Annotated in this window: 10 protein-coding genes and 2 tRNA genes; 10 read left to right on the top strand and 2 right to left on the bottom strand. The window is 71.0% G+C overall.

Annotation, left to right across the window (positions count from 1 at the left end):
• Window positions 1-86: 86 nt before the first annotated feature.
• From BN940_RS07315 to BN940_RS07305, 3 genes are all read left to right on the top strand, one after another.
• Complete coding sequence (locus tag BN940_RS07315) at window positions 87-1,328, top strand: cystathionine gamma-synthase family protein (RefSeq protein WP_043681632.1); 1,242 nt, start codon at window positions 87-89, stop codon at window positions 1,326-1,328.
• Window positions 1,329-1,580: 252 nt separating this feature from the next.
• Window positions 1,581-1,859: an HU family DNA-binding protein gene (locus tag BN940_RS07310; RefSeq protein WP_043681629.1), complete on the top strand. Its 279-nt coding sequence runs from the start codon at window positions 1,581-1,583 to the stop codon at window positions 1,857-1,859.
• A gap of 103 nt (window positions 1,860-1,962) precedes the next feature.
• Window positions 1,963-2,035, top strand: a tRNA-Val gene (locus BN940_RS07305).
• A 38-nt stretch (window positions 2,036-2,073) separates the two neighbouring features.
• Here the strand turns inward: BN940_RS07305 and BN940_RS07300 are convergent.
• Window positions 2,074-3,408 carry a GDSL-type esterase/lipase family protein gene (locus tag BN940_RS07300; RefSeq protein WP_043681626.1) on the bottom strand — a complete coding sequence of 445 codons (1,335 nt, stop codon included), beginning with the start codon at window positions 3,406-3,408 and terminating at the stop codon, window positions 2,074-2,076.
• 88 nt (window positions 3,409-3,496) lie between these two features.
• Here BN940_RS07300 and mnmH point away from each other — a divergent pair, with 88 nt between their 5' ends.
• From mnmH to BN940_RS07270, 6 genes are all read left to right on the top strand, one after another.
• A complete protein-coding gene (gene mnmH, locus BN940_RS07295; RefSeq protein ID WP_052355677.1) occupies window positions 3,497-4,573 on the top strand; it encodes a tRNA 2-selenouridine(34) synthase MnmH in 1,077 nt (358 codons plus the stop codon).
• A gap of 34 nt (window positions 4,574-4,607) precedes the next feature.
• A complete protein-coding gene (gene selD, locus BN940_RS07290; protein WP_043681623.1) occupies window positions 4,608-5,669 on the top strand; it encodes a selenide, water dikinase SelD in 1,062 nt (353 codons plus the stop codon).
• Window positions 5,670-5,695: 26 nt separating this feature from the next.
• Entirely contained in the window at window positions 5,696-7,222 is a 1,527-nt protein-coding gene (locus BN940_RS07285) for a helicase HerA-like C-terminal domain-containing protein (RefSeq protein ID WP_043681621.1), read from the top strand.
• A gap of 39 nt (window positions 7,223-7,261) precedes the next feature.
• Window positions 7,262-7,900 carry a DNA-3-methyladenine glycosylase I gene (locus BN940_RS07280; protein WP_084330824.1) on the top strand — a complete coding sequence of 213 codons (639 nt, stop codon included), beginning with the start codon at window positions 7,262-7,264 and terminating at the stop codon, window positions 7,898-7,900.
• Between the two features lie 140 nt (window positions 7,901-8,040).
• Window positions 8,041-8,529 carry a DUF3293 domain-containing protein gene (locus BN940_RS07275; RefSeq protein WP_084330823.1) on the top strand — a complete coding sequence of 163 codons (489 nt, stop codon included), beginning with the start codon at window positions 8,041-8,043 and terminating at the stop codon, window positions 8,527-8,529.
• Between the two features lie 73 nt (window positions 8,530-8,602).
• On the top strand, window positions 8,603-10,393 hold the full coding sequence (locus BN940_RS07270) for an FMN-binding glutamate synthase family protein (RefSeq protein ID WP_084330558.1): 1,791 nt from the start codon (window positions 8,603-8,605) through the stop codon (window positions 10,391-10,393).
• A 282-nt stretch (window positions 10,394-10,675) separates the two neighbouring features.
• On the opposite strand, the gene BN940_RS07265 is transcribed toward BN940_RS07270, so the two are convergent.
• A complete protein-coding gene (locus tag BN940_RS07265; protein WP_052355675.1) occupies window positions 10,676-12,196 on the bottom strand; it encodes a sensor domain-containing diguanylate cyclase in 1,521 nt (506 codons plus the stop codon).
• A 279-nt stretch (window positions 12,197-12,475) separates the two neighbouring features.
• On the opposite strand from BN940_RS07265, the gene BN940_RS07260 reads away from it, so the two are divergent.
• A tRNA-Met gene (locus BN940_RS07260) sits at window positions 12,476-12,552 on the top strand.
• Window positions 12,553-12,604 lie beyond the last annotated feature (52 nt).

The following is a 12,604-nucleotide window of genomic DNA, read 5'->3' as shown; positions in this document are numbered from 1 at the left end:
CCACGGCAAAAAAGCGCATAATGTCCCGGCCGGCGCGCCCGCAGGGGCCGCGCCTTTCCATTTCAATCCGACCGCACCGCCTTCCCATGTCCGATCAAGGCTTCACCACCCGGCTCGTCCACGCCGACCACCGCGCCCAGCTGGAGCACGGCGCCATCCATCAGCCCATCCATCCGTCCACCGAATACGCCTACACCGACGCGCGCGAGCTCGCCGCCGTGTTCCAGGGCAAGGCCGGCTACACCTATGCCCGCCAGGGCACGCCGACCACGGCCTCGCTGGAGGCCAAGGTCACGGACATGGAACACGCCCAGGCCACGGTGGCCTTCGCCACCGGCATGGCGGCGCTGAACGCCATCTTCTTCGCCCTGCTGCGCCAGGGAGACCACCTGATCGCCAGCAAGTACATCTTCGGCAACACCAACAGCCTGCTGATGACGCTGGAGAACTTCGGCGTGGAGCTGAGCCTGGTGGACGCGACCGATGCCGCCCAGGTCGAGGCGGCGATCCGGCCCGACACCCGCATGGTCTTCGTCGAGACCATCGCCAATCCCGGCACCCAGATCGCCGACCTGAAGGCGATCGGCGAACTGTGCCGCGCGCGCAGGCTGGTCTACGTGGTGGACAGCACCCTGTCCTCACCCTACCTGGCCCCGGGCCGGGATTTCGGCGCCTCGCTGGTGGTCAATTCCCTGTCCAAGCACATCGGCGGGCACGGCAACGCCCTGGGCGGCGCCGTCACCCAGACCGGGCTGTACGACTGGTCCGGCTTCCCGCACATCTACGAGCAATACCGCAAGGGCGACCCGCGCGGCTGGGGCCTGCTGCAGATCAAGAAGAAAGGCCTGCGCGACATGGGCGGCACGCTGTCCTCGGACGTGGCCCACCGCATCGCGGCGGGCGCCGAGACCATGGCGCTGCGCATGGACCGCATCTGCGCCAACGCCCTGGCGCTGGCGCGCTTCCTGGAAACGCACCCGCAGGTCAGCCGGGTCCACTATCCCGGCCTGGCGAGCCACCCGCAGCACGCGCGCGCCACGCAGTGGTTCGGCGGCCGCTACGGCGGCCTGCTGGGCGTCGAGCTGCACGACCACGTGGACGTCTTCGACTGCCTGAACCGCCTGCGCGTCGCCGCCCTGGCCACGCACCTGGGGGACAACCGCACGCTGGTCCTGCCCGCCGCCCACACCATCTACTACGAAATGGGGCCGGAGCGCCGTGCCCTCATGGGCATCCCCGACGGTTTCCTGCGAATCTCGGTGGGGATCGAAGACGAAGCCGATCTGATCGGCGATTTCGCCCGGGCGCTGGACGCCGTGGGGGCCTGATTCGGGCTTGGGGGTATACCCCTACCCGATGACGGGATTTTTAACAAACGTCAGGAACCACGCGGGTTTCCAGTGATTTGTTCTTGACACTCCAGGCATTCAAAGGCTTAATACGCCTTAGCCTCCGAACCGGAGGTCCCGCCGCATTACGGCCGCGGAAACCGGATCGGCTTGGCTGCGACAGACCATCATCCATCAAACGTCTGGCGGATCGTCCGCCAGGCCACAATAAACCTCAGGGGTATTTCATCAATGAACAAGACCGAGCTGATCGAGCATATTTCCTCCAAGACCGATCTCTCCAAGGCCGACGTGGGCCGCGCCCTGGAAGCCTTCGTGGGCGCCGTGAAGACCACCCTGAAGAAGAAGGGCTCGGTCACTCTGGTGGGCTTCGGCACCTTCGCCGTGTCCGAGCGCGCCGCGCGCACCGGCCGCAATCCGCGCACCGGCGAGGAAATCAAGATCAAGAAGGCCCGCGTGCCGAAGTTCCGTCCGGGCAAGGCCCTGAAGGACGCCGTGAACGCCAAGTAATCCAGCGCCGCACCGCATGAAAGGCCGCCGCGATACGGTGGCCTTTTGCTTTTTCAAGCTACAATGCCACGCCTGCCGGAGGTCCGGCGGGCGCCACACGGCCGGGTGCTTAGCTCAGTTGGTAGAGCGGCGCCTTTACACGGCGTAGGTCGGGGGTTCGAGCCCCTCAGCACCCACTACGGCCCGGCACGCCGGCCCCGCGGCAGTCCGCCCGCTAGCGCCGGCCGCGGCTGCGCTCGAAGAAATTCATCAGCGCCCGATAGAACCGCCGCGAGCTTTCCCGGTAGCCTTCCTGCGTGAAGTGGATCAGGTCGGGTCCCACCCAGCCGCGCGCCTGCCAGTCGAGCATGGGGCAGTCCCCGTCCATCGCGGCCTCCCAATCCCAGTACAGCGTTTTTTCCTGGCGCGCCACGTCGAGCTGGACGCGCTTGACCGTCTCGTGCATCGGCACGCCGCGCTCGCCGCAGGGCAGCGCCGCGGGCTTGCCCGGATCCAGGGCGCCGGGCGCCCCCAGCAGCAGCACCGCGGCTTCGGGCAGGGCCTGGCGCACCTGGCGGATGCCCTGCGCCAGGCCGGCGGCGAGAGCCTGCGGATCGAGCTGGCCGTTGAAGGCTTCGTTGGTGCCGTAGGCGATGATGACGAGGTCCGAGCCCGACCGCCTCAACTGGTCCAGCCAGCCGGGCGACCACCGCGTCCAGATGTCCTGGCGCGAGCCGTTGACGCCGATGGGAGACACGAGCGCGCCGCTCGTGTCGGCGCGCCGCAGCCAGATCCCGCCGACTTCGGCGGCGCCCGCCGCGGGCGCCACGATCTGGAACGGCAGCCGCACCGGGACCTGCACGTAGGACCAGCCGCCGACCGGCTCGCCGCCATCCAGGGGCAGCCGCCGCCCGTCGGGATTTTCGACGAACAGGCCCGACCGGCCACCGGGGCGCACCAGCACGGTCGCCAGGTAAGGGGACTGGTCCGGGGCCCAGGAGGCCACCCGCGTGACCGCGCCGGCCTGCGCCGGCGAGGCGATGTCGCCTCCCAGCGGAAAGGCGTCGGACGCCTGGTCGAGGCTGCTGGTGAGCCGCCAGCCCTGCGATTCGAGATTGACGCGCTGATGGCCCTGCCCCGGCACGGCCATGGGCGGCAGCCAGCCCACGCCGGCATCCCCCAGGCGCTGCTGCAGGCCCACGCGCAGCCCCGCCGTGAAGGCGTCGGAAGCCGTGTGCGAATCGCCGAACTGCACGATGGCGAACGGCCGCTCGGAGCGGCCGGCCTCGACCGCCCAGAAGCGCTCGGCCAGATGGCCGGCGCGGGGATCGCCGAAATCCCGCAGCGCCTGGGCGTGCGCCGGCCGGGAGGCCGGAGAAGCGCCGGAGGCGCCGGGCGAGGCCGCCCGCGCGGGGCCAATCTGGCAGGCCGCCGCCATGAGCAGCGCCGCCATGAACGAAGGCAGCAGGCGCGCCGCCTTGATGCGTGTGATCGGGCGAATGGAAGTCTCCCCGGAGAACTTGACCGGAACGAAACGGACTGGCGGGCCGCCGCGCGGCACCCAGGCCATCGCGGCGGCACGTTCCAGCGCGTTCCAGTGTAGCCGAGTCGGCGGCGTGCGGCGGCATCCGCCTGCGCGCGGATTTACAATCCCCGCCATGAACCCCACACCGCATCCCCCGGGCTCGCAGCGCTGCGGCCTGGACGCCCTTGGCCAGTTCGACGAGATCGTCGACGTGCGCACGCCGGCCGAATACGCCGACGACCACATCCCCGGCGCCCTGAACGCACCCGTGCTCAGCAACGAGGAGCGCGTCCTGATCGGCACCATGTACGCCCAGGAATCGCCCTTCAAGGCCACGCGCCTGGGCGCCGCCCTGGTCGCGCGCCACATCGCCGAATACCTGGAGACGATCTTCGCCGACCGCGCGCGCAGTTGGCGGCCGCTGATCTACTGCTGGCGCGGCGGCAAGCGCTCGGGCGCCATGACGGCCTGGTTCAACCTGATCGGCTGGCGCGCGCGCCAGCTGGACGGCGGCTACAAGACCTGGCGCCGCCACGTGATCGACACGCTCGCCACCCGCCCGGCCGGCCTGGACTGCATCGTGCTGACCGGCCCCACCGGCTCGGGCAAGACCCGCCTGCTGCAATCGCTGGGCGCGGCCGGCGCCCAGATCCTCGACCTGGAGGGCCTGGCGCGCCATCGCGGCTCGCTGCTGGGCGCGCTGCCGGACCGGCCGCAGCCCAGCCAGCGCGGCTTCGAGTCCGCCCTGCTGCGGGCCATCGAGGCCCTGGACCCCGCCCGCCCCGTCTTCGTCGAGGCCGAAAGCCGGCGCATCGGCCAGCTGAGCCTGCCCGACACGCTGCTGCAGGCCATGCACGCCGGCCGCTGCGTGCGCGTGCGCGCGGCCCTGCAGCAGCGGGTCTCGTTCCTGCTGCAGGACTACGCCCACCTGTTCGATGCGCCCGACGACTTCGGCCGGACGCTGGAGCGGCTGATCGGCCTGCACAGCCGCCAGACGGTACGCGACTGGCAGGCGCTGATCGCCGCGGGCCGGCGCGCCGAACTGTTCCAGGCGCTGGTGGAAACCCACTACGACCCCGCCTACCGCCGCAGCAGCGATTCCCATTACGCCGGCCTGGGCGAGGCCGCGACCTTCGACTACGACCCCACCGCCGACGACGGCCATGCCCAGGCGCGCGCCCTGATCGAACAACTGCGCGTCCCGGCCTGAACTGCGCCCTTCCATTCCCGGATCATCCGCCTCCATGAACGCTCCCGACACCCCGACTTCCGTTCCCCGCCTGACCTCGCTGTCCCACGGCGGCGGCTGCGGCTGCAAGATCGCCCCGGACGTGCTGGCGCGCCTGATGCGCGACGCCCTGCCCGCCGGATCCTTTCCCGACCTGCTGGTGGGCACGCAGTCGTCCGACGACGCCGCCGTCTACCGCCTCAACGACGAGCAGGCGCTGATCGCCACGACCGACTTCTTCATGCCCATCGTCGACGATCCGCGCGACTTCGGCCGCATCGCCGCGACCAACGCGCTGTCGGACGTGTACGCGATGGGCGGGCGCCCCATCCTGGCGCTGGCCATCGTCGGCATGCCGATCAAGGCCCTGCCGCACGACACCATCGCCGCCATCCTGGCGGGCGGCGCCTCGGTCTGCCAGCAGGCCGGCATCCCCATCGCGGGCGGCCATTCGATCGACTCCGTCGAGCCGATCTACGGCCTGGCCGTCATCGGCCTGGCGCACCCGGACCGCATCAAGCGCAACGACCGCGCCCGCGCGGGCGACGTCCTGATCCTGAGCAAGCCGCTGGGCGTGGGCATTTTGTCGGCCGCGCTGAAGAAGGACCGGCTCGGCGCCGAGGGCTACCGCGCCATGATCGACAGCGCCACCCGGCTGAACACTCCGGGCGCGCGCCTGGCCGGGCTCGACGCCGTGCACGCCCTGACCGACGTGACCGGCTTCGGCCTGCTGGGCCACGCCCTGGAAATGTGCCGGGGCTCGGGCCTGCGCGCCGAGGTGTCCTACGCCAGGCTGCCCTGGCTCGCGCCCGCCCCCGAGCTGGCCCGGGAGGGCATCCGCACCGGCGCGTCCGAGCGCAACTGGAACGCCTGCGGCGCCGAAACCACCCTGGACGCGGGCCTGCCCGACGAGGCCCGCGCCCTGCTGACCGACCCGCAGACTTCCGGCGGCCTGCTGGTCGCCTGCGCGCCGGAAGCCGCCGACGAGGTGCTCGCCCTGCTGCGCGCCGACGGCTTCGCGCAGGCCGCGCGCATCGGCCGCCTGGAAGCCGGCCCCGCCCATATTCGAGTATCCTGATTGCCGTCCCACGCCCCGGAGTCCCCATGGCCGATCCCCTGATCATCGCCCGCAACGCCGACGTCCAGGCCGCCCTGCTGCCCCAGCTGGCCAACCGCCACGGCTGCATCACCGGCGCCACCGGCACCGGCAAGACCGTCACCCTGCAGGTCCTGGCCGAATCGTTCTCCCGCATCGGCACGCCAGTCTTCATGGCCGACGTCAAGGGCGATCTCTCGGGCATCTCGCAGGCGGGCGCCGCCTCGCCCAAGCTCGCCCGGCGCCTGGCCGACCTGGGCCTGCCCGAGCCCGCCTGGGGCGCCAGCCCGACGACGCTCTGGGACATCTTCGGCGCGCAGGGCCACCCGATCCGCGCCACGGTGTCCGACCTGGGGCCGCTGCTGCTGGCGCGCATGCTGGACCTGAACGACACTCAGGAAGGCGTGCTGAACCTGGCCTTCCGCGTCGCCGACGACGAGGGCCTGCTGATCCTGGACCTGAAAGACCTGCGCGCCATGCTGCAGCACGTGGCCGACCACGCCGCCGAATTGCGCACCCGCTACGGCCAGGTGTCCGCCGCGTCCATCGGCGCCATCCAGCGCAGCCTGCTGCGCCTGGAATCCGAAGGCGCCGACACCTTCTTCGGCGAGCCCATGCTCGACGTCTTCGACTGGATGCGCACCGACGCCCAGGGGCGCGGCATGGTCAACATCCTGGCCGCCGACCGGCTGATGCAGTCCCCGCGCCTGTACGCCGTCTTCCTGCTGTGGATGCTGGCCGACCTGTACGAACGCCTGCCGGAAGTGGGCGACCTGGACAAGCCCAAGCTGGTGTTCTTCTTCGACGAGGCCCATTTGCTGTTCAAGGACGCGCCCGCCGCCCTGCTGGAAAAGATCGAGCAGGTCGTGCGCCTGATCCGCTCCAAGGGCGTGGGCGTGTATTTCGTCAGCCAGAACCCGGCCGACATCCCCGACACCGTGCTGGGCCAGCTGGGCCACCGCGTGCAGCATGCCCTGCGCGCCTACACCCCGCGGGACCAGAAGGCCGTCAGGACCGCCGCGCAGACCATGCGGCCCAATCCCGGGCTGGACATCGAGGCCGCGATCACCGAACTGGCCGTGGGCGAGGCCCTGGTGTCCCTGCTGGACTCCAAGGGCCAGCCCACCCCCACGCAGCGCGTCTGGATGGCCGCGCCCGGCAGCCGCATCGGGCCGGCCACGGCGGCGGAACGCCAGGCCCTGCTGGGCGCCTCCATGCTGGCCGGCAAGTACGACCAGGCGTTGGACCGCGAATCCGCCTACGAGATCCTGCTGCGGCGCGCCCAGTCCGGGGAGGCCGCGCCCGCCGGGACGCGCGGCGCCGCCGCTGACGGCACCGGCCGCGCCGAGGCGCCCGCAGGCGAGGGCAACGGCATCGCCGGCGTCCTGGGCGATTTCCTGTTCGGCTCCACCGGGCCGCGCGGCGGACGCCGCGACGGGGTGGTGCAGTCGGTCGCCAAGAGCATGGTGCGCAACGCCGCCAACCAGCTGGTGCGCGGCCTGCTGGGCTCGCTGGTCGGCGGCCGGCGGCGCTGAGGCCACGCGACTGAGCCCATGATGCAGGACAGGACGCGCATGCCGCCCCGATCCCCCGCAACTGCGGCGCCGGCCACCGTGCCCGCCGCACCGGCAACCTCGTCCGCCGCCCCCGCCGCGGCGGACCTCGTGCGCTGCCGCTGGTGCACCGACGATCCCCTGTACGTGCGCTACCACGACGGCGAATGGGGCGTGCCCTCGCGCGACCCCCGGCACCTGTTCGAGATGCTGATCCTGGAAGGCTTCCAGGCGGGCCTGTCCTGGATCACCATCCTGCGCCGGCGCGAGGCCCTGCGCGCCGCGCTGCTGGACTTCGACCCCGAGGCCCTGGCGCGCACCGACGAGGCCTGGGTCCAGGACCGCATGCAGGACGCCACCCTCATCCGCAACCGGCTCAAGCTGCGAGCCGCCGGCGCCAACGCCCGCGCCTGGCTGGCCCTGCCCGACCCGGTCGGCCTGGTCTGGTCCGTGGTCGGCGGCCGGCCGGTCATCCACCACTACGCGGCCCCGGAAGACGCGCCCGTCGCCGGCCCCGAGGCCGAGGCCCTGAGCCGCCTGCTCAAGCGCCACGGCTTCACCTTCGTCGGCCCGACCATCTGCCAGTCCTACCTGCAGGCCATCGGCTGCCTGATGGACCACACCACGGACTGCCACCGCCATCGGGCGCTGGCGGGTTAGGCGGGGCGCCGGGGTCCACGAGGCCGCACGCCCGCACATGGAGCACCGCAGCGCACCCACATGAAGCACCGCGACGCGCCCCCATGAACCACCGCAACGCGCGCATGGCACACCGCAGCACGCCCATGGAACATCGCCCCATGCCCACGGAACCCCGCGGCGCGCCCCCGGCGCCGGCCGCCTCGCCACTAGCGCAGGCCTACCGGGCCGCGCACTACCGCATCGACACCGACCCGCCGCTCGTGCTGCGCATCGGCCAGGCGCATCCGGCGCTGCGCGCCCTCGCGCCGCACGGCGGCGTCTTCCTCACCGCCTGCAACCCGCGCAGCCGCCGCCTGCGCCCCGCCGCCAACGCCCGCCGCCTGCGCGCCCTGCGACGCGCGGTCGCAGGGCTGGGCCACGCCTGGCTGCCGGGCCGGGGCCTGGACCCGCTGGGCCTGTGGCCCGACGAGCCCAGCCTGTGGATCCCGGGCCTGTCGCTGGACGCGGGACTGCGGCTGGCGCGCCGCTTCGGGCAGAACGCCCTGGTCTGGTGCGGGCCGGACACGGTGGCGCGGCTGGCGTGGACCGCTCGATGCGGGCCCGCCGGCACGGACGGACACGGGGCGCACGGACACGAGGCGGACTGAAACGGGCCAGCCGATGCGGACCGCCGCCCATCTGCTAAGGTAGGCGGATCGCCCGACGCCCCGGAGCCCGTCCATGTCCCGCCTGTTCACCCGCCACACCACCTTCCACGCCGTCATCGCCCTGACCCTGCTGTGCGCCCTGCTGGCCCTGTCCTTCAGCGCCGCCTGGTGGCTGCCCTGTCTGCTGTTCCTGGGCCTGAGCCTGCTGGGGATCTACGACCTGCGCCAGACCCGCCACGCCATCCGCCGCAACTACCCGGTGATCGGCAACCTGCGCTTCCTGTTTGAATACGTCCGGCCGGAGGTGCGCCAGTATTTCTTCGAGGACGACACGCTCAAGCTGCCCTTCTCGCGCGTGGACCGCTCCCTCGTGTACCAGCGCGCCAAGCAGCAGATGGACCAGCGCCCCTTCGGCACCCAGGGCGACGTCTACGGCAACGACTACGAGTGGATCAACCACGCCATGGTGCCCGCCCACGTCCCGGACAGCGACTTCCGCATCACCGTCGGCGGGCCGGATTGCAGGCAGCCCGTGAGCCTGTCGGTCTTCAACATTTCCGCGATGAGCTTCGGCGCCCTGTCGGCCAACGCCGTCATGGCCCTGAACAAGGGCGCGGCGCTCGGCCGCTTCGCCCACGACACGGGCGAAGGCGGCGTCAGCCGCTACCACCTGGAGCACGGCGGCGACCTGATCTGGAACATCGGCTCGGGCTACTTCGGCTGCCGCGACGAGAACGGCCGCTTTTCCGAGGAGCGGTTCGCCGACATGGCCCGCCGCGACAACATCCGCATGATCGAGCTCAAGCTGTCGCAGGGGGCCAAGCCCGGCCACGGCGGCATCCTGCCGGCGCCCAAGGTCACCCTGGAAATCGCCGCCGCGCGCGGCGTGCCGGTCGGCGTGGATTGCGTGTCCCCCTCCAGCCACGGCGCCTTCGGCACCCCCATCGAAATGATGCGGTTCCTCGCGCGGCTGCGCGAGCTGTCGGGCGGCAAGCCGGTCGGCTTCAAGCTGTGCATCGGCCACCCCTGGGAATGGTTCGCCATCGCCAAGGCCATGCTCGCCACCGGCATCACCCCCGACTTCATCGTGGTCGACGGCGCCGAGGGCGGCACGGGCGCGGCCCCGATCGAATTCGTCGATCACGTCGGCACGCCGCTGCGCGAAGGCCTGCGCCTGGTCCACAACACGCTGGTGGGCATCGGCCTGCGCGAGCACATCCGGCTGGGCGCCTCGGGCAAGGTCATCAGCGCCTTCGACATGGCGCGCATCATGGCCCTGGGCGCGGACTGGTGCAACAGCGCCCGCGCCTACATGTTCGCCATCGGCTGCATCCAGGCCCAGACCTGCCACACCGGCCTGTGCCCCACCGGCGTCACCACGCAGGATCCCAAGCGCCAGCAGGCCCTGGTGGTGGCCGACAAATCCGTGCGCGTGGCCAACTACCACGCCAACACGCTCAAGGCCCTGGGCGAACTGCTCGGCGCGGCCGGCCTGACCCATCCCAACCAGCTGCGCCCGCACCACATCGCGCGGCGCATCGCCAACGGCGAAGTGCGCGTCCTGTCCGCCCTGTTCCCCGACCTGGAAAAGGGCGAGCTGCTGGAAGGCCGCTTCCGCAACACGATCTTTCGCACCGCCTGGCCGATGGCGCAGGCCGAATCCTTCGAGCCGCTCTACAGCCTGAGCGCGGCCCTGTCCGGCCATGCCGACACCACTGCCGCGCCGGACCGGGATCCGGCCGCGCAGCCCGGGAAGGATGCCGCGGCAAACGACGCGGAAAACCCGGTGCGGGGCACGGTGCAGGACACGGTGCGGGCCTCGGCGGCAAACGGGGCGAGTGCCGGGGCGAAAGACACGGCATGAGGCCGCTTGCAGACACGGCGCGAGGCCGCCTGCGCGCCGGACGGCGGGGTTCCATGACCCGGTGCCTCGCTGCCCCCGCCTCGGTGGAAATCAGGAAAACCAGGGACATGGACGGGAAATCAGGGAATTCACCTATGGTCTGGAATTCCGGCCGATCTATACTGGAATCGCTACCCGATGGTAGTCCATCACGCCTCGAAGGCGTTGACTTTGCACCGCTCCCATGCGGTGCAGCTGCCCACAGCGGCAGCAGGGCCCCGCCAAAAGGCGGGGCCTTCGCATTCAGGGGGCCGCTTCCACCCGGTTGCGTCCGCCCTGCTTGGCCCGGTACAGGGCCTGGTCGGCGGCCTTCAGCGTCTGCTCCACATCCCCGCCCGCCCAGACGGCCACCCCGGCCGACAAGGTCACGACCTCGTCGCCCAGCATCCGCGCGTCCTCCATGGCGGCCCGCAGGCGTTCGGCGATGCCCATCGCCCCGGCCAGATCGCTTTCCGGCAGCACGACCAGGAATTCCTCGCCGCCCAGCCGGAACAGCGCGTCGCCCTGGCGCGCCTGCGACCGCATCAGATCGGCCAGCCCGACGATCACCCGGTCGCCCACGTCGTGGCCATACCGGTCGTTGACCCGCTTGAAGAAATCGATGTCCAGTTCCACCATGGCGAACGGCCGCTGCAGCGCCTCCAGGGCCTTCAGGGCGGCTTCCAGCCCGCGCCGGTTGCCCAGCCCCGTCAATGGATCCGTGTGGGCGGCGCTGTGGAGCTCGCCCATGCGGGTATGCACCTGCCCGGACATCGCCAGCAGCACGCCGCGCAGGCGCTGCGCCTCCAGGTACCAGCAGCGCACGGCGGCGATGCGCCGCGCCATGCCCTCCTGATAGCCATCCCCGACGATCCGCGACAGTTCGCCCAGGGGCCGGGAGATCCAGCCCGACAGCAGCCACAGCATCGCCAGCAGCACCAGGGCCGGCCATACCGCCAGCCGCAGCACCCGCAGCATCAGATCGCTCAGCCCCTGCAGGGCGAAATCCGTGGGGCGCTGTACCACCACGCCCCAGTCGGCCGCCGCCACGTGGGCATACCCGGCCAGCATGTCCACGCCCTGGCTGTTGACCAGGCGCATCTGGCCGGACCGGCCCTTGCGGACGGCCTCGATCACCGGGTTGCCCGCCACGACCGTACCGATCCGGGCCGGCTCCGGGTGATACAGAAGGCGCCTTTCCGCATCGACCACGTAGACATAGGTGCCGTCACGGAAATACTGCTCGCTGGCCATGCGCTGCAGACCGCCGTCGGCCCTCAGGTACATCGTCGCGGACAGGCGGCCCAGGGAACGGCCTTCCGCATCGAGCAGCGGCTGCGCGATCACGATGGCCAGATTGCCCAGCACCGTCACGAACGGCGCGCTGATCGTCGGCACCCGCTCGTTCAGGCGATCGCGCCACTGCACCCGGTCCATCTGGCGCCCCTTCAGCCCGAGCGCCTCGGGCGCGGCCGCCTGCACGACCCCCTGCATGTCCACCACCGTCACCGAATTGAAGCCCAGCTCCAGGTGGCGCAATCGGTCGACCTCGGCCTGCTGCACGGCGGGCATCATCCCGGAACGCACCATCAGCGTGGCGGCATAGGACAGATTGCTCTGCGCCCGCAACAGCAGATCGGAGGTCGTCCGGGCGAGCTTGGCGGCGAAGGCCTCGTTGGCATCCAGCGTGCTGGCCATCAGCTGCTGGCGCTGCACCTGGTATGCCCCCACCATGCCCCCCACCAGCATCAGCGCCGCGCTGAACACGGCCAGCAGAAGGATCAACTGCCGCAGATTGATTCTGGATGTTCGTCGGATACGCATCCGCCTGGCTCTCCCTCCGGGGCCCGCCCGGGTCCTGTTCTTTCTTTCAGACTTTTACTATACGCCAGGAAGCATGGACCACTGCGCCGAGGGGCTCGCGCATCGGATGGAGAAGGGCGCAGCATCGGCGCCGCGCGCGCCGCAGGCCGGCCGCGCGCATCGGCGTGCGCATGTGTTCGGCCGGCACGACGCCCAGGCGACTTGCGTGCCGCGAGCGCTCGCCCTATAATTTCATGCTTTGGCGCATTAGCTCAGCCGGTTAGAGCGACGGAATCATAATCCGCAGGTCCCCTGTTCGAATCAGGGATGCGCCACCAGAATTTCCCCTGCTGAATCAGGACATTGAAGCCACCCGATGCGGTGGCTTTT

It is taken from the genome of Castellaniella defragrans 65Phen (assembly GCF_000612685.1).
Lineage (GTDB): Bacteria > Pseudomonadota > Gammaproteobacteria > Burkholderiales > Burkholderiaceae_B > Castellaniella > Castellaniella defragrans.
Note: the sequence above shows the minus strand (reverse complement) of the source record. Positions and strands in the feature narration are given on the sequence as shown.